We start from the raw sequence: 23,310 nt of genomic DNA on the forward strand, positions 1-23,310 counted from the left end.
TTCCTTGTGCGGGCGGGGTGTCGGACGTAACACGTCAGGCGCCCCGCCCGCGCCGCATCTCCTTCACCAGCTCCTCCATGTGCGTCACGTGGTGGCGCAGTTCGAGTACGTCGTTCAGGCTGCTGGCGGCCATGTGCGCCTCGATCGCCGAGAGGCGGGCCGCCAGTTCGTCGAACTGCTGCTGCTCGCGCGCCAGGATCTTCTCCAACTGCTGGTTCTTTCGGTGCAGTTCAAGGAAGACGGTGACCTTGGCGCGCAGCACCCACGGGTCGAACGGCTTGGTGAGATAGTCCGCGGCGCCCGTCGCATAGCCCCGGAAGGCGTAGCCCGCGTCGTTGTCGGTGCCCGTCAGGAAGATGATGGGCACGTCTTTGGTCTGGTCGAGTCGCTTGATGTTCGACGCGGTCTCGAAGCCGTCCATCCCCGGCATGCGCACGTCCAGGAGGATCACGGCGAATCGTTGCCGCAGAAGTGCCTTCATCGCCTCCTCGCCCGAACGGGCGCGTACCAGTGGTTCGTTGAGTGACCCCAGGACGGCTTCCAGCGCCATCAGATTGTCCTCCATGTCATCGACAAGGAGGATGCTCGCGCGGTTGTCGGTCATGACCTCGGTGCTCATGGTGACCATGCCTCACTCGGTCGTCGGCGGAGCGGCGGGCTCCCCGGGAGCCTCCGCCGGTTCCGCTGCAACGGGTTTCTCTGCTGTGGTGGGCGTGTCCGGCTCGGTCGCGCCGTCGCCTTCTGGGGCCAGGAGCGCGCAGGCGACCGAGAGCAGCTGGTCCACGTCCACAGGCTTGGGTACGTAGTCGCTGGCACCCTGCTCGATGGCCTTCTCGCGGTCGCCGGGCATCGCCTTGGCCGTCAGCGCGATGATGGGAAGGCCTGTCCAGCGAGGGGTTCGGCGGATCGCGGTGATGGTTTCGTAGCCGTCCATCTCCGGCATCATGATGTCCATCAGGATCAGGTCGGTGTCGGGGTTGCGCTCCAGGGTCTCGATTCCTTCGCGGCCGTTCTCCGCGTACAGGACGGGCATGCCGACACGGCTCAGGACGTGAGTGAGCGCGAAGACGTTGCGGATGTCGTCGTCGACGATCAGGACGCGGCGCCCGCGCAGTATGCGGCCGGCCGGGCCCTCCCTGTACTCCTCCAGCTTGGTGGGGGTGGGCCAGCTGTCGTTCTGTTCGTGGAAGGTGTGCGGGTTCATGGCGACCCGGTCGTCGTGCGGCTCCGGGGTCGTGAGTGACCTGGTCGCCGCGTACGCGGCGGCGGCCGGGCCGTGTCCGGGGTGCACCACGGGGACGTAGAGCGTGAAGGTGGAGCCCTGGCCCGGGGTGCTCTGCGCGGTGATGCGGCCGCCGAGGAGACCGGCGATCTCGCGGCTGATGGAGAGGCCGAGGCCGGTGCCGCCGTACTTGCGGTTGGTGGTGCCGTCAGCCTGCTGGAACGCCTCGAAGATGGCGGGGAGCTGGTCGGCGGGGATGCCGATGCCCGTGTCCTTGACGGCGAAACAGAGCCGGTCGCCGCCGTCGTGCAGCCGGTCGCCGGTCTTCTTGACGCGGCTCACGCGCAGCTCGACGCCGCCGCTCGCGGTGAACTTGACCGCGTTCGACAGGAGGTTGCGCAGGATCTGCTGGAGCCGCTGCTCGTCCGAGAACATCTCGCGCGGCACGTCCTCGCCGACCGACACCTCGAAGGCGAGCCCGCGGTCGAGGGTGAGCGGGCGGAACGTCGCGTGGACGTAGTCGAGGACCTTGATCAGGGGGAGCTTCTTGGGGCGTACGTCCATCCGGCCCGCCTCGATCTTCGACAGGTCGAGGATGTCGTTGATGAGCTGGAGGAGGTCGGAGCCCGAGCGGTGGATCGTGGTCGCGAACTGCACTTCCTGGTCGGAGAGATGGCTGTCGGGGTTGTCGGAGAGCAGCCGGGCGAGGATGAGCAGGGAGTTCAGCGGCGTGCGCAGCTCGTGCGACATGTTCGCGAGGAACTCCGACTTGTACTGCGAGGAGGTGGCGAGGAGGGCCGCCTTCTCCTCCAGTTCGGCGTTCGAGCGCTGCAACTCCGCCTGCTGGAGCTGGAGTTCGTCCGAGCGGTCCTGGAGCTGGGTGGCGAGCCGCTGGGACTCGCTGAGCAGTGATTCCGTACGGGAGTTGGCGATGATGGTGTTGATCGCGACGCCGATGGTGCTGACGAACTGGTCGAAGAACGCCAGGTGCACGTCCGAGAAGCGGGAGAACGTGGCCAGCTCGATCACGCCGAGCAGCTTGTCCTCGAAGAGGATGGGGATGATCACCAGGCTGGCCGGTGCGGCGTCCCCGAGGCCCGAGGTGATCTTGATGTAGTCGGGCGGCACTTCGTCGACGAGGATCCGCTTCTTCTCCAGGGCCGCCTGCCGCACCAGGCCGTGCGCGGGCATCGCGCCCGTGTCGACGACCGAGCCCTGCGCGGAGCCGTACCCGGCGATGAAGGCGAGCCCCTTGACCGGGGGCGTCTGTAGCGTCGTGGCGTCCCCGGCCTCCGGGTCGGCCAGGAAGAAGGCGCCGTACTGGGCGTTCACCAGCGGGGTCAGCTCGCGCAGGATCAGGTCGGCGACCTCCATCAGGTCACGGTGGCCCTGCATCAGACCCGCCAGACGAGCGAGGTTCGACTCCAGCCAGTCCTTCGCGCGGGTGGTCTCGCGGAGGTTGGAGACCATGACGTTGATGTTGTTCTTGAGCTCGGAGACCTCGCCGCGGGTCTCGACGGTGATGGACCGGGTCATGTCGCCCTGCGCCACGGCCGACGCGACCTCCGCGATCGCGCGGACCTGCGTGGTGAGGTTCAGGGCGAGCTCGTTCACGTTCGTCGTCAGGCGCTTCCACGTGCCGTAGACGCCCTCGACCCTTGCCTGGCCGCCCAGTTGGCCCTCGGAGCCGACCTCGCGGGCCACGCGGGTGACCTCGGACGAGAAGGAGGACAGCGTGTCCACCATGGTGTTGATGGTGGTCTTCAGCTCCAGGATCTCGCCGCGCGCGTCCACGTCGATCTTCTTGGAGAGGTCGCCCTGGGCCACCGCCGTCGCGACCTGCGCGATGTTGCGGACCTGGCCTGTGAGGTTGTCGGCCATGTAGTTGACGTTGTCGGTGAGGTCCTTCCAGACGCCCGACACACCGAGCACCTGGGCCCGGCCGCCGAGCCGGCCGTCCGTGCCCACCTCGCGGGCCACGCGGGTCACCTCGTCCGCGAAGGCGCGCAGCTGCTCCACCATCGTGTTGACGGTGTCCTTCAGCTCCAGGATCTCGCCGCGCGCCGTCACCGTGATCATCTTCGACAGGTCGCCGTTGGCGACGGCCGTGGTGACCTGGGCGATGTTCCGCACCTGTGAGGTGAGGTTCAGGGCCATGAAGTTGACGTTGTCGGTGAGGTCCTTCCATACGCCGGACACGCCGCGCACCTGCGCCTGACCGCCCAGGTTGCCTTCCGTGCCGACCTCGCGGGCCACGCGGGTGACCTCGTCCGCGAAGGCGGAGAGCTGGTCCACCATCGTGTTGATGGTCGACTTCAGTTCGAGGATCTCGCCCTTCGCCTCGACGGTGATCTTCTTGCCGAGGTCGCCCTGGGCGACGGCCGTCGACACGAGGGCGATGTTGCGCACCTGTGAGGTGAGGTTGTCCGCCATGAAGTTGACGTTGTCGGTGAGGTCCTTCCATACGCCGGACACACCGCGCACCTGAGCCCGGCCGCCCAGATTGCCCTCCGTGCCGACCTCGCGGGCCACGCGGGTGACCTCGTCCGCGAAGGCGGAGAGCTGGTCCACCATCGTGTTCACCGTCGACTTCAGCTCCAGGATCTCGCCCCGGGCGTCGACGGTGATCTTCTGGCTCAGATCGCCGTTGGCGACGGCCGTGGTGACCTGAGCGATGTTCCGCACCTGAGAGGTGAGGTTCGACGCCATGAAGTTGACGTTGTCCGTGAGGTCCTTCCAGACCCCCGACACGCCCCGTGCCTGCGCCCGGCCGCCCAACTGGCCCTCGGTGCCCACCTCGCGGGCCACACGCGTCACCTCGGCGGCGAACGCGGAGAGCTGTTCGACCATCGTGTTGACGGTCAGCTTCAGTTCGAGCAGCTCGCCCGTCGCCTCGACCGTGACCGTCCGTGTCAGGTCGCCCTGCGCCACCGCCGTCGTCACCAGGGCGATGTCGCGCACCTGGGCGGTGAGCCGGGCGGCCATCGTGTTCACGGCCTCCGTCACGTCACGCCAACTGCCCGAAAGCCCACGCACCTTGGCGCGACCGCCGAGCCGCCCCTCCGTGCCGACCTCACGGGCGACGCGGGTGACCTCGCCCGTGAAGAGCGAGAGCTGGTCGACCATCGTGTTCACCGCGCGGCCCAGGCGCCGCAGGTCGCCCCGCAGCTCGCGGGTGCCGTCGTGCAGGTCCACGCGCTGGGTGAGGTCGCCGCCCGCGACGGCGTTCAGGACGCGGGTGGCGTTGGCCGCGGGGGCGACCAGGGAGTCGAGCAGGGAGTTGACGTCGTGGACGCGCGTGGCCCAGCTGCCGTGCCCCGGGCTCGCCGAGAACCGTTCGTTGAGATGGCCGTGCCGGATGATCTCCCGTCGTACGCGGGCGAGTTCGCCGTCGAAGTGCAGGGAGCGGTCCAGCATTTCGTTGAACACCGAGTGCAGCTCGGCAGTCATGCCGTGGCCGGTCACCGGGACCTTCGTGAAGTCCCCGTCCCGCGCGGCCCGCATGGCGGACAGGAGCGGGCGCAGGTCGGAGATTGCTTCCGGAACGGTCTCCGGGGTGATCTCAGGCGTCGTGTCCGGAGCAGGTCCGGACGGCGACGCGGGTATCGGAGCTCGTTTCGGGGCCGGAATCCGACCGTGACCGAGCGCGGGCATAGCACTGTTCTCACTCATAACGGCCCACTTCAGTAACTCGGTGCTTATGGGCGTGGCCAGTCTGTCACTCTGTTCGTGTCGCCTGAGGCGTATTCGACCGAACTGCTCAGGAGCCGAAACGTGGGGTCCATTCCGATGCAACGGGAGACCACTTTCCGTGCGTCCGCCCAGCCGGGGCACCAGCCCGGCCCGCCGGCGGTGGTGTGCACATCGCTGCCCGGGAACCCGATGGCGCCCGCTGCCGCACGAAGGTTTGTGCGCGCGGCGCTCGCCGACTGGGCCGAGCTCGAGGTGCCCGCCGCGGCGGGCATCACCGACCGTCTGGCGGACGACGCCGTGCTGCTGGTCAGCGAACTCGTCACGAACGCCGTCGTGCACGCGGGCACGACGGTGGAACTGCTGTGCAGGCTCGACGAGGCGGGCCTGGGGGAGAGCTGCGACACCCTCGTCATCGAGGTCTCCGACCACCACCCCGCCCGCGCGGTCCGCAGCGAGCCCGCGCCCCAGCCGCCCGGCACACCCGAGTACGGCAGGGGCCTGCAACTCGTCGCGACCCTCTCCGACTCCTGGGGCATCACCTACCGCACCGGCACCAAGGCCGTCTGGGCCCGCCTCCCCGTCGGCGGCGTGCAGGCCGTCCAGGAGATCGAGTCGTACGCGAGCGAACAGGCGATGCACCGAGGGCTGCGCGCCAGCGAGATCCTCGCGCCGCTGCCCAAGCGGATCACGCACGACACGGAGTGGGTCAACCGCGGCGCGCTCACCTTCCTCGCCGAGGCCTCCGACCTGCTCGCCGGACAGTTCGACGAGGACCTGGTGGCCGCCCTCGCCGGGCAGTTGCTCGTACCGCGGCTCGCGGACTGGTGCGCGGTGTGGCTCGACGACGAACCGGAGGTCGCGCCGCGCGGCGCCGCGAGTGGAGCCCCGGGAACCCGGCTCGCCCGTGTCTGGCACACCAGCGAGCAGCGGATAGAGGAACTGCGCCGCAGCCTGGAGAAGGACCCGCCCCTGCTGCCCGAGGCGGTCGGCTCCGGTGCCGTCCCCGTGCCGTGGCCCGGCGAGGGTCCGGCAGGCGAGGCGACGGGCACGGCCCTGGCCTACCGCCTCATGGCGGGCGGCCGCGCACTGGGCACGCTCGTCATCGGGCGGGCCGGGATGATGCGCTTCGCTGACGAAGTCACCGGCCTCATCGAGGACTTCAGCCGCCGCGTCGCGCTCGCCATCAGCACGGCGCGGCGCTATCAGCGGCAGGCCACCATCAGCCAGGTCCTCCAGCGCGGCCTCCTGCCGAGCTCCGTCGCGGAGATCCCCGGAATGAACAGCGGTGTCGTGTACGAGCCGCGGGACAAGGGCGGCCCCGGCGGCGACTTCTACGACGTGTTCCAGGCGGGCAAGGGCCGCTGGTGCTTCGCGCTCGGCGACGTCCAGGGCAAGGGGGTCGAGGCGGCCGTCGTGATCGGCCTCGCCCGGCCGTGGCTGCGGCTGCTCGCCCGCGAGGGGTACGAGGTCGCGGAAGTCCTCGACCGCCTCAACCAGCTCCTCCTGGACGACGCGACGGAGGCGGCGGACGCGGCAGCGGCGGTGGTCGCGGTTGCGGGCGGCCAGGGCCTGCCGCCCGACGGCGCCACCTCCCGCTTCCTCTCCCTCCTCTACGGAGAGCTGGTGCCCATGGACGACGGCGGCGTCCGCTGCACGGTGGCGAGCGCCGGACACCCCCTGCCGCTGCTGCTCTCCCCGGACGGGACGGTCAAGGCGGCGGCCACGCCCCAGCTGCTGCTCGGGGTCGTCGACTACGCGACGTACACGAGCGAGACCTTCGAGCTTCGGACGGGTGACACCCTGCTCTGCGTCACGGACGGGGTGACGGAGCGCCGTGCCGGACGGAACATGTTCGACGACGGCGACGGTCTGGCGACGGCGCTCGCGAGCTGTGCGGGTCTTGACGCGAACCTGGTGGCGGAACGGATCAAGAGGATGGTGCACGCGTTCTCGGAGAGGCCGCCGGACGACGATCTGGCGGTGCTCGTGCTGCAGGCGCAGTAGGGGTCTCGTGCGCGGCGTCGGGTTCCTCCGCGGTGCGGGACAATCGAAGGTATGCCTTCCGCACTGCCCGATGGTGAGCCCATGCCCGAGGACGGGGCCCTGCCCGCGTCCGCCCTCGCGGGTGCGGGGACGCGTCCGCTCGGCTTCTACCTCCACGTCCCGTACTGCGCCACGCGCTGCGGCTACTGCGACTTCAACACGTACACCGCGACCGAGCTGCGCGGCTCCGGCGGCGTTCTCGCCTCACGCGACAACTACGCGGACACCCTGATCGACGAGGTGCGGCTCGCGCGCAAGACCCTGGGCGACGACCCGCGCCCGGTCCGGACCGTCTTCGTCGGCGGCGGTACGCCGACGCTCCTCGCCGCTGCCGACCTCGTCCGCATGCTGGGGGCCGTGCGGGAGGAGTTCGGGCTCGCGGACGACGCCGAGATCACCACCGAGGCGAACCCCGACTCCGTCGATCCGGCGTACCTGAGCGAGCTGCGGGCCGGGGGCTTCAACCGCGTCTCCTTCGGGATGCAGAGCGCCAAGCAGCACGTACTGAAGGTGCTCGACCGTACGCACACACCCGGGCGGCCCGAGGCGTGCGTCGCGGAGGCGCGGGCCGCGGGCTTCGACCACGTCAACCTGGACCTCATCTACGGCACGCCGGGCGAGAGCGACGACGACTGGCGGGCCACCCTGGACGCGGCGATCGGCGCCGGGCCCGACCACGTCAGCGCCTACGCGCTGATCGTCGAGGAGGGCACGCAGCTGGCGCGGCGGATCCGGCGCGGCGAGGTGCCGATGACGGACGACGACGTGCACGCGGACCGGTATCTGATCGCGGACGAGGTGCTCGGGGGGGCGGGATTCTCCTGGTACGAGGTGTCCAACTGGGCCACGTCCGAGGCCGGGCGGTGCCTGCACAACGAGCTGTACTGGCGGGGGGCCGACTGGTGGGGGGCCGGGCCGGGGGCCCACAGCCATGTGGGGGGCGTGCGGTGGTGGAACGTCAAGCATCCCGGGGCGTACGCGGGGGCGCTGGGTGCTGGGCGCTCGCCTGGGGCCGGGCGGGAGGTGCTGGCCGCGGAGGATCGGCGGGTGGAGCGGATCCTGCTTGAGCTGCGGCTGCTTGAGGGGTGTCCGTTGAGCTTGCTCCGGCCCGCGGGGCTCGCGGCTTCGCGCCGGGCGTTGGAGGAGGGGCTGCTTGAGGGTGGGCCCTACGAGGAGGGGCGAGCGGTGTTGACACTGCGGGGGCGGTTGCTGGCGGATGCGGTCGTGCGGGACCTGGTGGACTGAGGTTCGGGCGGGCCCTGCGGGACTTTCCCCAACCCCGCCCCTTCCCGAAACTTCCGGCTTCGCCGGGCTCGGGCGCACCGTCATCACCGGCTCCGCCGAGTTCGTCCTCAATCGCCGGACGGGCTGGATATCCCCGGCAGGCCTGGGTGGGCAGCCGCGGGGCAATCGGGTGGGCGGTCTAGGACTCGGGCGCGCCGGACGGGCGACGAGCAACCGCGGGGCAATCGGGTGGGTGGGCGGGAAAGATCCGCCGCGCAGCGGCGGTGTAGCACGGGATCAGGGCCCACGGCCAGTTACGGCGGGCTAGGACTCGGGTGCCGTGACGAAGTCGATCAGTTCCTCCACGCGGCCCAGCAGCGCCGGCTCAAGATCCCGGTAGCTCCGCACCGAGCCCAGGATCCGTTGCCACGCGGCGCCCGTGTTCAGGGGCCAGCCCAGCGCCTCGCAGACGCCCGTCTTCCAGTCCTGGCCCCGTGGGACGCGGGGCCACGCCTCGATGCCCACCGACGACGGCTTCACCGCCTCCCACACGTCGATGTAGGGGTGCCCCACCACCAGCGCCGACGGCGAACTCACCTGCGCCGCGATCCTCGACTCCTTGGAGCCGGGCACCAAGTGGTCCACCAGGACGCCGAGCCGCGCGTCGGGGCCGGGGGAGAAGTCAGCGACGATCGCCGGGAGGTCGTCGATGCCCTCCAGATACTCGACGACCACGCCCTCGATCCGCAGGTCGTCGCCCCACACCCGCTCGACGAGCTCCGCGTCGTGCCGCCCCTCGACGTAGATCCGCCCCGCACGGGCGACCCGGGCCCGCGCCCCCGGCACGGCCACCGAACCAGAGGCGGTTCGTGTGGGACGTACAAGAGGAGACGCTGCCGACGGGCGGACCAGTGTGACCGTCCGGCCCTCCAGGGCGAAGCCCCCGGGAGTCATCGGGAAGACGCGGTGCTTGCCGAAGCGGTCCTCCAGGGTCACCGTCGGACCCTCCGCCGTCTTCTCGCAGCGGATCACCGCCCCGCAGAAGCCGGTGCCGAGCTCCTCCACCACGAGGTCGGCCTCCGCGGCGACCTCCGGCACGGACTTCGGCTTCTTCCACGGCGGGGTGAGGTCTGCGGAGTACTGGCGCATTCGCACGACGATAGGAGAAACGGCGTACGACCGGCTACGACACGCCGAAGCGGGCCGCCAGTGTGGCGCGTTGCGCACGGACAAATGCCGCGTCGACCACCGCTCCGTGCCCCGGCACGTACAACGCGTCCTCCCCGCCCAGGGAGAGGAGCCGGTCGAGCGCCGCCGGCCAGCGCTTCGGGACCGCGTCCGCCCCCGCCTGCGGTTCGTCCGACTCCTCGACCAGGTCGCCGCAGAACACGATCTCCGGAGAGCCGTCCGTGCCGGGGACCAGGACCGCCAGGTCGTGGCCCGAGTGGCCGGGACCGACGTTGGCGAGCAGGACCTGCACCCCGCCGCCCAGGTCGAGCGTCCACTCCCCGCACACCAGGTGGTGCGGGCGGACGAGCAGGTCGGCGGCCTCCGCCGCGGCGTCCGCGGCGACCCCGTGCCGGACGGCCGATGCGCGCAGCTCGTCGCGGCCCTTCGTGAGGAGCGTGTCGATGCCGACCGCGCCGTACACCTCCACGCCCGCGAACGCCGCGGCGCCCAGGACGTGGTCGAAGTGCGGGTGCGTCAGGGCGAGGTGGGTGACCCGGCGGGCACCGCCGAGGATGCCGCGCGCCTGGGTGCGCAGCTGGGCCCCCTCGCGCAGGGTCGCCCCCGCCTCGATCATCAGCGCCGAATCGCCGCCGACGACGAGGCCCGCCGTGCAGTCCCACACCGGCAGCCGCCGCCGCCCCACATGCGGCGCGAGCCGCTCCCACCCCGCCTCGTCCCAAGCCAGTGCCACGTCCATACGCCGACGCTAGCCCCGCACGGGCGGCTTGGCAGCCGCTGCCCCACCCCTCGGACCGACACAGGTGGTCCGGCCCTTGCCGGGGTCGTACCTCGCGGCCGTACACTGGGCCCGGTGAAGGCTGGCACTCGCCCCAGGTGAGTGCCAGGCGAGACATCAGGGCAGGCAGGATTCAGGGCAAAAGGTGAAGCAAAAGGTGGAGGTGTGCGCGGATGCTCAATGAACGCAGGCTCGAGGTGCTGCGCGCCATCGTCCACGACTATGTCGGCACCGAGGAGCCCGTCGGCTCCAAGGCGCTCACCGAGCGGCACAGCCTCGGGGTCTCACCGGCCACGGTCCGCAACGACATGGCGGCACTGGAGGAGGAAGGGTTCATCGCCCAGCCTCATACGAGTGCGGGGCGCATCCCGACGGACAAGGGGTACCGCCTCTTCGTCGACCGGCTCGCGGGCGTCAAGCCGATGGCGGCGCCGGAGCGCAGGGCCATCCAGAACTTCCTCGACGGCGCCGTGGACCTCGACGACGTCGTGGCGCGCACGGTGCGGCTGCTCGCGCAGCTGACCCGGCAGGTCGCGGTCGTGCAGTATCCGTCCCTCACGCGGTCGACGGTGCGGCACGTGGAGCTGCTCTCCCTTGCTCCGGCCCGCCTGATGCTCGTCCTGATCACGGACACGGGCCGGGTCGAGCAGCGCATGATCGACTGCCCCGCCCCGTTCGGCGAGACCTCGCTGGCGGACCTGCGGGCGCGGCTCAACAGCCGGGTCGCGGGCCGCCGCTTCGCGGACGTGCCGCAGCTGGTGCAGGACATGACGGAGTCCTTCGACGCGGAGGACCGGGGCACGGTGGCGACGGTGCTCTCCACCCTCCTCGAAACCCTCGTCGAGGAGACCGAAGAGCGGCTGATGATCGGCGGAACGGCCAATCTCACCCGCTTCGGACATGACTTTCCCCTCACCATCAGGCCCGTCCTGGAGGCTCTTGAGGAGCAGGTCGTCCTGCTCAAGTTGCTTGGCGAGGCCACAGATTCGGGCATGACCGTACGGATCGGTCACGAGAACGCCCATGAGGGACTCAGCTCCACGTCCGTGGTCTCCGTCGGCTACGGTTCGGGCAGCGAGGCAGTAGCCAAACTCGGCGTGGTCGGCCCGACCCGCATGGACTATCCGGGAACGATGGGAGCAGTACGCGCAGTGGCACGTTACGTCGGACAGATCCTGGCGGAGTCGTAAGTGGCCACGGACTACTACGCCGTACTAGGCGTGCGCCGCGACGCTTCCCAGGACGAAATCAAGAAGGCCTTCCGAAGGCTGGCCCGTGAGCTTCACCCGGACGTGAATCCGGACCCGAAGACTCAGGAGCGCTTCAAGGAGATCAACGCCGCGTACGAGGTGTTGTCCGACCCGCAGAAGAAGCAGGTCTACGACCTCGGCGGCGACCCGCTGTCCCAGGCGGGCGGCGGCGGTGCGGGCGGTTTCGGGGCCGGTGGCTTCGGCAACTTCTCGGACATCATGGACGCGTTCTTCGGGACGGCGTCGCAGCGTGGCCCCCGGTCGCGCACGCGCCGTGGCCAGGACGCCATGATCCGGCTCGAGATCGACCTGGACGAGGCGGCCTTCGGGACCACCAAGGACATCCAGGTCGACACGGCGGTCGTCTGTACGACCTGCAGCGGTGAAGGTGCCGCCCCGGGGACATCCGCTCAAACGTGTGACATGTGCCGCGGTCGCGGCGAGGTGTCGCAGGTCACGCGGTCCTTCCTCGGCCAGGTCATGACCTCCCGGCCGTGCCCGCAGTGCCAGGGCTTCGGCACGGTCGTGCCCACCCCGTGCCCCGAGTGCGCCGGCGACGGCCGCATCCGGTCGCGGCGGACGCTCACCGTGAAGATCCCCGCCGGTGTCGACAACGGCACGCGGATCCAGCTCGCGGGCGAGGGCGAGGTCGGCCCCGGCGGCGGCCCCGCCGGCGACCTGTACGTGGAGATCCACGAGCTGCCGCACGCCGTGTTCCAGCGGCGCGGGGACGATCTGCACTGCACGGTCACCATCCCGATGACGGCCGCGGCGCTGGGCACCAAGGTGCCCCTTGAGACGCTGGACGGCCTGGAGGAGGTCGACATCCGGCCCGGCACGCAGTCGGGACAGTCGGTGCCGCTGCACGGCAGGGGCATCACGCACCTGCGGGGCGGCGGGCGAGGCGACCTCATCGTGCACGTCGAGGTCCTCACGCCGAGCAAGCTGGACGCGGAGCAGGAGCGGGTCCTGCGGGAGCTGGCGCAGCTGCGCGGCGAGGAGCGGCCCACGGGGCAGTTCCAGCCGGGGCAGCAGGGTCTGTTCTCGCGCCTCAAGGATGCGTTCAACGGGCGGTAGCGCCTTGAGCAGTGGCTTGGTGCCCCCGGCAGCGGATACGCGCTGCCGGGGGCACTTTGCCGTCTTCGTCCGCGGGCTGTCTCTGGTTGCTCGCGCCGTTCCCCGCGCCCCTTACGGGGCCCTCGTGGGGCGCGATTCGGTCGGTCGCAAAGGTCGTGGCACGATGCGGTTATGTCCTCCGCACTGACCGATCTTTGCCGCCTCCCGATCGTGCAGGCCCCCATGGCGGGCGGCGCTTCGTGCCCCCAGCTCGCCGCGGCCGTTTCTGAGGCCGGGGGGCTCGGATATCTCGCCGCCGGGTACAAAACCGCCGACGGGATGTACCAGGAGATCAAACAGTTGCGGGGGCTCACGAGCCGACCGTTCGGCGTGAATCTCTTCATGCCGCAGCCCGAGTACGCCGATGCCGCCGCCGTCGACGTCTACCGCAACCAGCTCGCCGGTGAGGCCGCCTGGTACGAGACGCAGCTCGGCGATCCGGACAGTGGCCGCGACGACAACTACGACGCCAAGCTCGCGATCCTCGTCGAGGACCCGGTGCCGCTGGTGTCGTTCACCTTCGGGTGCCCCACCCGCGACGTCTTCGACGCCTTCGCGCGGGTCGGCACGATCACCGTCGCGACCGTCACCACGCCCGAAGAGGCGCAGACCGCCCAGTGGTCCGGCGCCGACGCCGTGTGCGTGCAGGGCATCGAGGCAGGCGGTCACCAGGGCACGCACCGCGACAACCCCGAGACGGACGGCGCCGGGCTCGGCCTGCTCTCGCTCATCGCGCAGGTGCGCGACACCGTGCAGATCCCGATCGTCGCGGCCGGCGGCCTGATGCGCGGCTCGCAGATCGCCGCGGTACTCGCCGCGGGCGCCGACGCCGCGCAGCTCGGCACGGCCTTCCTGGTCTGTCCGGAGTCCGGCGCGAACGTCCTGCACAAGCAGGCCATGACCAATCCGCTGTTCACCCGCACCGAACTGACCCGCGCCTTCTCCGGCCGCCCCGCGCGGGGCCTGGTCAACCGCTTCATGCGCGAGCACGGTCCCTACGCCCCCGCCGCCTACCCCCAGATCCACCACCTCACCAGCGGCCTGCGCAAGGCCGCTGCCAAGGCCGGTGACGCGCAGGGCATGGCGCTGTGGGCCGGGCAGGGACACCGCATGGCGCGGGAGCTCGAGGCCGGGCAGCTCGTGGAGGTCCTGGCGGCCGAACTGGCCGAGGCGAAGGCCGCGTTGGCGGCCGAAGGGCAGCAGGGGACCGAGCCCGGGAGCCAGGCGTGACCGCGCCCGTCTTCGTCGTCGAGACCTTCGAGACCTTCGAGAAGACTGCCGCGGGCGGCGACGGACGCTACGTACTCGATGGTCCCGAAGGGCGTCACGCCGTCTCCGTGAAGCGGCTGCACGCCGGTGAGGACGTCGTCCTGACCGACGGCGCCGGGCGCTGGGCCGAGTGCGTCGTCCTGGACACCGAGGGCAAGGACCGGCTGATCCTGCGGATGGACTCCGTGGCGGAAGAGGCGGCGCAGGAGCCCCGGATCACCGTCGTGCAGGCGCTGCCCAAGGGCGACCGCGGTGAACTCGCCGTCGAGACCATGACGGAGACCGGCGTCGACGCGATCGTGCCCTGGTCCGCTTCGCGCTGCATCACGCAGTGGAAGGGCGAGCGCGGGCTCAAGGCGCTCGGCAAGTGGCGCGCCACGGCGCGCGAGGCGGGCAAGCAGTCCCGCAGGGTGCGCTTCCCCGAGGTCGCGGAGGCCGCGTCGACCAAGCAGGTGGCCGCGCTGCTCGCCGCGGCCGACTTCGCCGCGGTCCTGCACGAGGAGGGCAGCGAACCGCTGGCCACCGCGGAGCTCCCGGCCGCCGGGCACATCGTCCTGGTCGTCGGCCCCGAGGGCGGCGTGTCCCCGGACGAGCTCGCGGCGTTCGCCGACGCGGGAGCCAAGCCGTACCGCCTGGGGCGTAGCGTGTTGCGTACGTCGACCGCGGGGACGGCGGCAGCCGCACTGCTCCTGGGACGCACGGGCCGCTGGTCCTGAACCCCCGCGCCGAGCAAGGGGGATGCCGTGGAACTGGCCCAAGTACGGCTGCTCGTATCGGACTTCAGCGCCTGCTACCACTTCTACGCCGACATCCTCGGCCTCAAGCCGCAGTCGGGGGCGGTGGACGGGCCGTACGAGAAATTCAGCCCCGCGACCGGCTCCGCGGGGATCGCGCTCCAGGGCCGCTCGATGATGGCGCGGCTCCTCGGCGAGCTGGAGGAGCCGGCGACCGGGCACCGCTCGCTCGTGGTGCTGCGGGTCGACGACCTCGACGCGTACTGCGGGAAGATCGTCGAGCGCGGCGGGACCATCGCCCAGGGGCCCGCGCCGCTGACGGACCGCATGCGGGTGGCCCATCTCAAGGACCCGGAGGGGAACTTGGTGGAGTTGCAGGAGTGGCTGCTGCTGCGCGGCTAGGGCCGCTGCCGCGTCGACGGCCGGGCGGACCGGTCCGGCCGGAGTGGACGCAAAGGGGACTATCGTCAGGCGGCTCGCAGTGGCACTCTGCCGCCTATGGGGGCATTGAGGCGCTTACGTGATCGTGCAGGGGACGTACGTGGCCGACGCGGACGGGTGCTGTACGCCGTCGGGTTCGCGGGGGCGGCGGTGATCGGGGTCGCCGCGTGCGATCCGGTCGACGGGGACATGAACACCGCGGCCATCGCGATCACCACCGACGAGATGGCGACTAAGGAGCTGGAGCGGCAGCACCTCGACGTGCTGTGGATCAGCTGCACCGCCCGCTTCAAGGACAAGGTCACCCCGTCCAGCGGCGACCCGACGCCCGAAACCGTCGCCACCGTGGATTGCCAGGGGCAGGCCAGGAACGGGAAGGGGGCCGACGACACCAGCAACATCACCGTCAAGGGGACGGTGTGGTCGGTCGTCGACGGACACTGCGTACGCGGGAACCTGACCGCCAAGGTCGACGGCAAGGAGTGGTTCCGGGTGGACGTGCTCGGTGACTGCTCCGGCGGTGACGACGGGAGCGGCAACGGCGGAGGCAACGGCGGTGACGACCACGACGGTGACAAGCCGACCCAGCCGCCGGAGCAGCCGCCCGGAGCTACGGCCACGGTGACCGTCACGGCCGATCCGCCACCGCAGGCGCCCGATCCGACGTGCTCGTGCTTCAAGGGCAAGTGATCCAAAACGCTGACCGGCTCCGCCGTGGCTGCTTAGGCTGGCTCTGTGACACTGACTGGGCACCCTGCGTATCTTCGGTTTCCGCATCTGCGCGGCGAGTTGGTCGCCTTCACCGCTGAGGACGACGTCTGGGTCGCACCTCTCGACGGCGGCCGGGCATGGCGCGTCAGCGCCGACAACATGCCGGTGAACCATCCCCGTATCTCTCCGGACGGGAGAGCCGTCGCCTGGACGTCCACGCGTGACGGCGCCCCCGAGGTGCATGTCGCGCCGGTCGACGGCGGTTCCTCCAAGCGCCTGACGTACTGGGGCAGTTCACGCACCTCGGTGCGGGGCTGGACCCCGGACGGGCAGGTCCTCGCGGTCAGCACGGCAGGCCAGGCCTCGCTGCGCCGCAGCTGGGCGCGGGCCGTTCCGCTGGACGGCGGGCCCGCGGAGACCCTGCCGTACGGCATCGTGGGCGATGTCGCGCACGGCCCGCAGGACGGCCAGGTCCTGCTGCTCTCCGCGCCGATGGGGCGCGAGGCCGCCTGGTGGAAGCGGTACCGAGGCGGCACGGCGGGCAAGCTCTGGATCCGGAGCGGGGACGGCGCGGGTGGTCCGGACGAGGAGGGCGGCGAGCCCCGCTTCGTGCGGGTCCATGAAGAGCTCGACGGGAACATCGAATATCCGCTGTGGGTGGGGGAGCGCATCGCCTTCCTCTCCGACCACGAAGGCGTCGGGGCCGTCTACTCCTCGCTGCCGGATGGCTCGGATCTGCGCAGGCACACGGGAGTCGACGGCTTCTACGCCCGGCACGCCGCGACCGACGGCACGCGCGTCGTCTACGCGTCCGCGGGTGAACTCTTGTTCCTTGACGACCTGTTGGACGCCGAGCCGCGCCGCGTCGACGTCCGCCTCGGCGGTCAGCGCACCGACCTCCAGCCGTTCCCGGTGACCGCGGCGCGCTGGTTCGGTGCCGCCGCTCCCGATCACACGGGCCGTGGCAGCGCCGTCTCCGTGCGCGGCGGGGTGCACTGGGTGACCCACCGGGAGGGGCCGGCCCGCGCGCTCGCCGCCGAGCACGGGGTGCGCGCACGGCTGCCGCGGACGTTCCGCGTCGACGGCGAGGAACACGTGGTCTGGGTGACGGACGCGGAGGGCGACGACGCGCTCCAGTTCGCGCCGGCCACGGGGCTCGCGCCCGGGGCGACGCCGCGCAGGATCGCCGTCGGGCAGCTGGGGCGGGTGCTCGCCCTCGCCATCGCACCCGACGGCAGCAAGGCCGCCGTCGCCTCGCACGACGGGCGGGTGCTCCTCGTGGAGCGGGAGAGCGGGGAGGTGCGGGAGGTCGACCGCGGGGAGCACGGGGACGCCAGTGGGCTCGTCTTCTCGCCCGACTCGGCCTGGCTCGCGTGGTCGCATCCGGGGCCGAGTCCGCTGCGGCAGCTGAAGCTGGCGAACACGGCCGACCTCTCGGTGTCCGAGGCGACTCCGCTGCGGTTCCGTGACTATGCGCCCGCGTTCACCCTTGACGGCAAGCATCTGGCGTTCCTGTCCGCGCGGGCCTTCGACCCCGTCTACGACGAGCACGTCTTCGACCTGGCCTTCGTCGGCGGATCGCGGCCGCATCTGATCACGCTGGCCGCCACGACGCCCTCGCCCTTCGGGCCGCAGCGGCACGGGCGGCCCTTCGAGGCCCCCGACAAGGACGAGACCCCGGACAGCGAGGGCTCGCCCGTCACCCGCATCGACCTCGACGGGCTCGCGGACCGCATCGTGCCGTTCCCGGTCGAGGCCGCCCGCTACTCGACGCTGCGGGCCGCCAAGGACGGCGTCCTGTGGCTGCGCCACCCCGTGCGGGGTGTCCTTGGCGCGTCCCGCGCCACCCCGTCGGACCCTGACCCGCAGACCGAGCTGGAGCGGTACGACCTCGTCCAGCAGCGCATCGAGGAACTGGCCTCGGACGCCGACCACTTCGCCGTCAGCGGGGACGGCAAGCGGGTGCTGCTGTGGTCCGACGGGAAGCTGAAGGTCGTGCCGAGCGACCGGCGGGCCTCCGGCGACGAGAAATCCGAATCGAACATCACCGTCGACCTCACGCGGGTCAGGCAGACGGTCGATCCGGCTGCGGAGTGGCGGCAGATGTACGACGAGGCCGGACGCCTCATGCGGGACAACTTCTGGCGGCCCGACCTGGGCGGCGTCGACTGGGACGGCGTGCTCGACCGCTACCGCCCGGTCCTCGGCCGGGTGGCCACCCACGACGACCTCGTGGACCTGCTGTGGGAGGTCGCCGGGGAGCTCGGTACGTCGCACGCGTACGTCATGGGCGGCGGGGCCTGGGGGAGTTCGGCGGTGCGGCAGGGGCTGCTCGGGGCGGATGTCTCGCGGGGCGCGGACGGGGCGTGGCGGATCGACCGGATCCTCCCCTCCGAGACGTCGGACCCCGCCGCCAGGTCGCCGCTCGCCGCGCCGGGGGTGGCGGTGCGGGCCGGGGACGCGTTGCTCGCCGTCGCGGGGCGGCCGGTGGATCCGGTGGCGGGTCCGGGGCCGCTCCTCGTGGGTACGGCGGGGAAGCCGGTGGAGCTGACGGTGTCGCCCGCGGGCGGGGGCGATCCGCGGCACGCGGTGGTGATCCCCGTCGACGACGAGGAGCCGTTGCGGTACCACGCCTGGGTCGTGGACCGGCGTGCGTACGTCCACGAGCGGTCGGGCGGGCGGCTCGGATACCTCCACGTGCCGGACATGCAGGCTCCCGGCTGGGCGCAGATCCACCGGGACCTGCGGGTGGAGGTGGCGCGGGACGGTCTGGTGGTGGATGTCCGCGAGAACAGGGGCGGACACACGTCCCAGCTGGTGGTGGAGAAGCTGGCCCGGAAGATCGTGGGCTGGGACCTGCCGCGGGGTTCGCAGCCGTACAGCTATCCGGCGGACGCGCCGCGGGGTCCTGTGGTCGCCGTCGCCAACGAGTTCTCGGGTTCCGACGGGGACATCGTGAACGCGGCGATCAAGGCGCTCGGGATCGGGCCCGTGGTGGGGACGCGGACGTGGGGCGGGGTGATCGGGATCGACAGCCGGTACCGGTTGGTGGACGGGACGCTGGTGACGCAGCCGAAGTACGCGTTCTGGCTGGAGGGGTACGGCTGGGGCGTCGAGAACTACGGGGTCGACCCGGACGTGGAGGTGGTGACGACGCCGGAGGACTACGCGGCGGGGCGGGACCCGCAGCTGGACGAGGCGATCCGCCTGGCGCTGACGTCCCTGGAGGCTACGCCGCCGAGGAGGGCGCCAGAGTTGCCGGGGCTGTGAGGGCGGGGTGGGTGCGGGGCGCTTGCTGCGGGGCTGGTCCGTCTGTGGGTGCGGGGCCCGTGCCGGTGTGTTCGTCTTCGCCGTTGGTGGGGTGGGTGGGGGAGGCCTGCGGCGCATGCTGGGGTTGGCGGATGCGGAGTTGCCGGGTGGGGGCGTCGGGGCCGTGCCGGTGTGTTCGTCTTCGCCGTTGGTGGGGTGGGTGTGGGAGGCCTGCGGCGCATGCTGGGGTTGGGTGGGGGGTGCGGATGCGGAGTTGCCGGGTGGGGGCGTCGGGGCCGTGCCGGTATGTCCGTCCTCGCTATCGTCCGGTGGCCGCGGGGCTGCTGCGCTGCTGGAGCGCAGGGAACCGTGCTCCGGGCGGACATACCGGCACGTCCCCTCGCGTGCGCTGCCGACTGCAGGTACGTGGGGTGCACCGCACCCCCGCCGACCCACCCGCGGCTGAGGGTCCCCACCCCCCGCCCCAACCGCGCGCGGCTGTACGCGTTCCCCACCCACCCTGCACCCGCTGTACGGACAACCCACCCACCCCTGTCACCGCGGGGCAATCGGGTGGGTGGGTGGGAAAACTTGTTCGTTCAGGGGTGGATGCGGGGTGATCGGGTGGGTGGGTGGGAGAGGTTCGTTCGGAGCGTCGGCGCCGCCGGGGGCTGAGGGGAGGGGCCAGGCTGGGGCGCAGCCCGGATAGCATGCGGGGGCACAGGAAAACCGCGACGACCGGAGGCGCCTCATGGCGGGAGAACCGCAGGCCGACTGCCTGTTCTGCAAAATCGTCGCGGGGGACGTGCCCGCGACCCTGGTCAGGGAGACGGACACGACCGTGGCCTTCCGGGACATCAACCCGCAGGCCCCCACCCACGTCCTGGTCATCCCCAAGGCGCACTACCCGGACGCCGCCTCCCTCGCCGCCGCCGAACCGGCCATCGCCGCCGACGTCCTCCGCGAGGCCGGCGAGGTCGCCGCCGAGGAGAAGGCGGAGAGTTATCGCGTCGTCTTCAACACCGGCTCCGGCGCGGGCCAGACCGTCTTCCACGCGCACGCCCACGTCCTCGGCGGACGCGGCCTGCAGTGGCCTCCGGGATGACTCGCCTTGTCCGTACGTGAATTGGTGGTTCTCGGCACCGCCAGCCAGGTCCCCACCCGGCACCGCAACCACAACGGTTACGTCCTGCTCTGGGACGGGCAGGGCATCCTCTTCGACCCCGGCGAGGGCACGCAGCGGCAGATGCTGCGTGCCGGGGTCGCCGCGCACGACCTGCACCGCATCTGTGTCACCCACTTTCACGGTGATCACTCGCTCGGGCTCCCGGGTGTCATCCAGCGCATCAACCTGGACCGGGTCCCGCACGACGTGACCGTGCACTTCCCCCGCTCCGGGCAGCACTTCCTCGACCGGCTGCGGTATGCCACCGCCTACAGGGAGACCGTCTCGCTCGTCGAGGAACCCGTGGTGGAGGATGGGCCGTTGGCCGTCACTCCCTCGTTCACGCTTGACGCCGCCAAGCTCTCGCACCCCGTCGAGTCCTTCGGCTATCGCGTCACCGAGCCCGACGGGCGGCGGATACTCCCGGAGCTGCTCGCCGAGCACGGCATCGCAGGGCCCGACGTGGGCCGCCTCCAGCGGGAGGGTGAACTGCGGGGCGTCACGCTCGACGACGTGAGCGTGGTGCGGCGCGGTCAGCGGTTCGCCTTCGTGATGGACACCCGGCTGTGCGACGGCGTCCACGCCCTCGCCGACGGCTGCGACATGCTCGTCATCGAGTCCACCTTTCTCGATCAGGACGAGCAATTGGCGCTGGATCACGGGCACCTGACTGCCGGTCAGGCCGCCCGCGTTGCCGTGGACCGCGGCGTACGGCATCTCGTACTCACCCATTTCAGCCAGCGCTACCCCGACCCCGGCGCATTCGAGCAGCAGGCCCGGGACGCGGGATTCGACGGTGAACTCACCGTCGCGCAAGACCTGTTGCGTGTACCTCTGCCCAAACGAACCACCTGAGTGAGCCGCCCCCATGCCCCTTCCCAAAGCCGAACTCCATCTCCACATCGAGGGGACGCTCGAACCCGAGCTGGCCTTCGCCCTCGCCGCCCGCAACGGCATCACCCTCCCGTACGCGGACACCGAAGCGCTGCGCAAGGCCTATCTCTTCGACGATCTGCAGTCCTTTCTTGACCTGTACTACGGGTTGATGGCCGTTCTGCTCACCGAGGAAGACTTCGAGGAGCTTGCCGACGCCTATCTGGCGCGGGCCGCCCAGCAGGGCGTGCGGCACGCCGAGATCTTCTTCGACCCGCAGGCGCACATGGTGCGCGGCGTCGGCATCGGCACCGTGATCGAAGGGCTCGGGCGCGCGCTGGAGCGGAGCGAGGAGCGGCACGGGATCTCGACCCGGCTCATCATGTGCTTCCTGAGGGACCAGTCCGCCGAGTCGGCCCTGGAGACCTTGGAGGCCGCCAGGCCCCATCTCCACCGGATCGTGGGCGTCGGGCTCGACTCCGCCGAGGTCGGGCATCCGCCCGCCAAGTTCCGCGAGGTGTACGAGGCGGCGGCCGCGCTCGGTCTGCGCCGCGTCGCCCACGCGGGCGAGGAGGGGCCGCCCGCGTACATCACGGAGGCCCTGGACGTCCTGGGCGTCGAGCGCATCGACCACGGGCTGCGCTGCATGGAGGACCCGGAGCTCGTGGAGCGGCTCGTGCGGGAGCGGACGCCGCTCACGCTCTGCCCGCTCTCCAACGTGCGGCTGCGCGCCATCGACGTACTCGAGGAGCACCCCCTGGCGCGGATGATGGACGCCGGGCTGCTGTGCACGGTCAACTCCGACGACCCGGCGTACTTCGGCGGATACGTCGACGACACCTTCCACGCGGTGCGGGAGGCGCTGGGTCTCGACCAGGAGCGGCTGCGCGAGCTCGCGCGGAACTCGTTCGAGGCGTCCTTCCTCGACGGGAGCCCCGAGGACGAGGCGCTTCGGGCGCGGTACATCGCCGAGGTCGCGGAATATTCGTTCGACTGATCGTCGGGGGCGGGCTACGGTCCGCCCATGGACTCCTTCATTCAGCTCTACGGCTGACACCGACCTGACAGGCCCGCGCGCCCCGCTGATCAGCGGCAGGCGCCGGGCCGTCGTGTCCTCGTCCGTAGAAAGCTGAATCACGCGAAGGAATCTCATCCATGAATCGTCGAACGCCCCGTCGCCGTGCCCACATCGCCATGGTCGGTGTCCCGATGGTCAGCCATGTGCTGCCCAGCCTGGAGATCATCCGCGAACTGGTGGCGCGCGGGCACCGGGTGACGTACGCGAACGACCCGGCGACCCGCGAGCTGATCGAGCCCACCGGCGCCGAACTCGTCCCCTGCACCTCGCGGTTGCCCTTCAAGGACAACATCTGGCCGGAGGACCCGATCGCCGCGAGCGCTCTCTTCCTCGACGACGCGATGGCGGTGCTTCCGCAATTGCGCTCGTTCTACGGCGACGACCCCGCCGATCTGTATCTGTACGACATCGGCGCGTACGTCGCCCGTGCGCTGGCCGAGGAGCAGGGGCGTCCTTTCATGCAGCTGTCGCCCACCTTCGTGGCCTGGGAGGGCTATCAGGAGGAGGTCGGGGCGCACCTTCAGCAGCTGCCCGGGGCCGCCGAGCTTGAGGCGCGGTTCGGGGAGTGGCTCGCGGGGACCGGGGCCACGACCCTGGACGTCAGCGCCTTCTCGGGGACCCCCGACCGCGCCGTCGCGATGATCCCCCGGGCCATGCAGATCTCCGCCGACCGGGTCGATCCGAAGCGGGTCGACTTCGTGGGGCCCTGCTTCGGGGACCGGTCGGCGCAGGGGAGTTGGCAGCGGCCCGAGGGTGCCGAGAAGGTGCTGCTGGTGTCGCTGGGCTCCTCGTACACCCAGCAGCCCGCGTTCTACCGCACCTGCGTGGCCGCGTTCGGCGGGCTCGCGGGGTGGCACGTGGTGCTGCAGATCGGCAAGCACGTGGATCCCGCGGAGCTCGGTGAGGTGCCGGGGAACGTGGAAGTGCGCTCGTGGGTACCCCAGTTGGCGATCCTGGAGCAGGCCGACGCGTTCGTCACGCACGCGGGCATGGGCAGCAGCAGTGAAGGCCTCTTCACCGGTGTGCCGATGATCGCGGTGCCCCAGGGGGCCGAGCAGCCGATGAACGCGGACCGGCTCGTGGAGCTGGGGGTGGCCCGGCGGATCGACACCGCCGACGCGACCGCCGACACGCTGCGTTCCGCTCTCCTGGAGCTGACGTCCGATCCCGACGTCGCGGCTCGGGCCGCGCGCCTCAAGGCCGAGGCGCGCGCCGAGGGCGGCACGGCTCGGGCGGCCGATCTCATGGAGGCGGAGCTCGGGGGCTAGCAGCCTCT

The 23,310-nt window shown here is 71.1% G+C and carries 17 protein-coding genes; 13 read left to right on the top strand and 4 right to left on the bottom strand.

All coding sequences use genetic code 11. From position 1 onward, the window contains the following. Positions 1-34: 34 nt before the first annotated feature. A complete protein-coding gene (locus M4V62_RS27990) occupies positions 35-619 on the bottom strand; it encodes a response regulator (RefSeq protein ID WP_249593029.1) in 585 nt (194 codons plus the stop codon). Positions 620-631: 12 nt separating this feature from the next. After that, a complete protein-coding gene (locus M4V62_RS27995; RefSeq protein WP_249589968.1) occupies positions 632-4,726 on the bottom strand; it encodes a HAMP domain-containing protein in 4,095 nt (1,364 codons plus the stop codon). A 270-nt stretch (positions 4,727-4,996) separates the two neighbouring features. Between M4V62_RS27995 and M4V62_RS28000 the strand changes: the two genes are divergently transcribed. Together M4V62_RS28000 and hemW are read left to right on the top strand one after the other, a co-directional pair. Next, a complete protein-coding gene (locus M4V62_RS28000) occupies positions 4,997-6,919 on the top strand; it encodes a SpoIIE family protein phosphatase (RefSeq protein WP_249589969.1) in 1,923 nt (640 codons plus the stop codon). Between the two features lie 51 nt (positions 6,920-6,970). After that, entirely contained in the window at positions 6,971-8,203 is a 1,233-nt protein-coding gene (gene hemW / locus M4V62_RS28005) for a radical SAM family heme chaperone HemW (RefSeq protein ID WP_249589970.1), read from the top strand. Between the two features lie 303 nt (positions 8,204-8,506). Here hemW and M4V62_RS28010 read toward each other — a convergent pair whose 3' ends face one another. Together M4V62_RS28010 and M4V62_RS28015 are read right to left on the bottom strand one after the other, a co-directional pair. After that, positions 8,507-9,331, bottom strand: coding sequence for a DUF3097 domain-containing protein (locus M4V62_RS28010; protein WP_249589971.1), 825 nt, complete (start codon positions 9,329-9,331; stop codon positions 8,507-8,509). A 34-nt stretch (positions 9,332-9,365) separates the two neighbouring features. Continuing rightward, positions 9,366-10,109, bottom strand: coding sequence for an MBL fold metallo-hydrolase (locus M4V62_RS28015; RefSeq protein WP_249589972.1), 744 nt, complete (start codon positions 10,107-10,109; stop codon positions 9,366-9,368). A gap of 212 nt (positions 10,110-10,321) precedes the next feature. Here M4V62_RS28015 and hrcA point away from each other — a divergent pair, with 212 nt between their 5' ends. The 11 genes from hrcA (at position 10,322) to M4V62_RS28070 (ending at position 23,302) form a co-directional block, all read left to right on the top strand. After that, a complete protein-coding gene (gene hrcA / locus M4V62_RS28020) occupies positions 10,322-11,338 on the top strand; it encodes a heat-inducible transcriptional repressor HrcA (RefSeq protein WP_249589973.1) in 1,017 nt (338 codons plus the stop codon). Further along, the gene (gene dnaJ, locus M4V62_RS28025) at positions 11,339-12,475 is read left to right on the top strand and encodes a molecular chaperone DnaJ (RefSeq protein ID WP_249589974.1); all 1,137 of its coding nucleotides are present in this window, start codon (positions 11,339-11,341) and stop codon (positions 12,473-12,475) included. 171 nt (positions 12,476-12,646) lie between these two features. Further along, complete coding sequence (locus M4V62_RS28030; RefSeq protein ID WP_249589975.1) at positions 12,647-13,744, top strand: nitronate monooxygenase; 1,098 nt, start codon at positions 12,647-12,649, stop codon at positions 13,742-13,744. Next, positions 13,741-14,499, top strand: a complete 759-nt coding sequence (locus M4V62_RS28035; protein WP_249589976.1) for a 16S rRNA (uracil(1498)-N(3))-methyltransferase — start codon at positions 13,741-13,743, stop codon at positions 14,497-14,499. Before M4V62_RS28030 ends, M4V62_RS28035 begins: the two co-directional genes overlap by 4 nt. A 27-nt stretch (positions 14,500-14,526) precedes the next feature. Beyond that, the gene (locus tag M4V62_RS28040) at positions 14,527-14,919 is read left to right on the top strand and encodes a VOC family protein (protein ID WP_249589977.1); all 393 of its coding nucleotides are present in this window, start codon (positions 14,527-14,529) and stop codon (positions 14,917-14,919) included. 156 nt (positions 14,920-15,075) lie between these two features. After that, a complete protein-coding gene (locus tag M4V62_RS28045) occupies positions 15,076-15,648 on the top strand; it encodes a hypothetical protein (RefSeq protein ID WP_249589978.1) in 573 nt (190 codons plus the stop codon). Positions 15,649-15,693: 45 nt separating this feature from the next. Continuing rightward, positions 15,694-18,939, top strand: a complete 3,246-nt coding sequence (locus M4V62_RS28050; RefSeq protein ID WP_425575214.1) for a S41 family peptidase — start codon at positions 15,694-15,696, stop codon at positions 18,937-18,939. A gap of 730 nt (positions 18,940-19,669) precedes the next feature. Then, entirely contained in the window at positions 19,670-20,023 is a 354-nt protein-coding gene (locus M4V62_RS28055; protein ID WP_249589979.1) for a histidine triad nucleotide-binding protein, read from the top strand. A gap of 6 nt (positions 20,024-20,029) precedes the next feature. Then, entirely contained in the window at positions 20,030-20,938 is a 909-nt protein-coding gene (locus tag M4V62_RS28060; protein ID WP_249589980.1) for a ribonuclease Z, read from the top strand. A gap of 13 nt (positions 20,939-20,951) precedes the next feature. Then, on the top strand, positions 20,952-21,953 hold the full coding sequence (locus M4V62_RS28065; protein WP_249589981.1) for an adenosine deaminase: 1,002 nt from the start codon (positions 20,952-20,954) through the stop codon (positions 21,951-21,953). Positions 21,954-22,111: 158 nt separating this feature from the next. Then, positions 22,112-23,302, top strand: a complete 1,191-nt coding sequence (locus M4V62_RS28070; protein ID WP_249589982.1) for a macrolide family glycosyltransferase — start codon at positions 22,112-22,114, stop codon at positions 23,300-23,302. Positions 23,303-23,310: the final 8 nt, after the last annotated feature.

It is taken from the genome of Streptomyces durmitorensis (genome assembly GCF_023498005.1).
Classification (GTDB): domain Bacteria; phylum Actinomycetota; class Actinomycetes; order Streptomycetales; family Streptomycetaceae; genus Streptomyces; species Streptomyces durmitorensis.

Bases quoted from the DNA above. Each gene is read 5' to 3' on its own strand.
- M4V62_RS27990 (WP_249593029.1), bottom strand. From the start codon at position 619: ATGAGCACCGAGGTCATGACCGACAACCGCGCGAGCATCCTCCTTGTC.
- M4V62_RS27995 (WP_249589968.1), bottom strand. From the start codon at position 4,726: ATGCGGGCCGCGCGGGACGGGGACTTCACGAAGGTCCCGGTGACCGGC.
- hemW (WP_249589970.1), top strand. From the start codon at position 6,971: ATGCCTTCCGCACTGCCCGATGGTGAGCCCATGCCCGAGGACGGGGCC.
- M4V62_RS28010 (WP_249589971.1), bottom strand. From the start codon at position 9,331: ATGCGCCAGTACTCCGCAGACCTCACCCCGCCGTGGAAGAAGCCGAAG.
- M4V62_RS28015 (WP_249589972.1), bottom strand. From the start codon at position 10,109: ATGGACGTGGCACTGGCTTGGGACGAGGCGGGGTGGGAGCGGCTCGCG.
- hrcA (WP_249589973.1), top strand. From the start codon at position 10,322: ATGCTCAATGAACGCAGGCTCGAGGTGCTGCGCGCCATCGTCCACGAC.
- M4V62_RS28030 (WP_249589975.1), top strand. From the start codon at position 12,647: ATGTCCTCCGCACTGACCGATCTTTGCCGCCTCCCGATCGTGCAGGCC.
- M4V62_RS28055 (WP_249589979.1), top strand. From the start codon at position 19,670: ATGGCGGGAGAACCGCAGGCCGACTGCCTGTTCTGCAAAATCGTCGCG.
- M4V62_RS28065 (WP_249589981.1), top strand. From the start codon at position 20,952: ATGCCCCTTCCCAAAGCCGAACTCCATCTCCACATCGAGGGGACGCTC.
- M4V62_RS28070 (WP_249589982.1), top strand. From the start codon at position 22,112: ATGAATCGTCGAACGCCCCGTCGCCGTGCCCACATCGCCATGGTCGGT.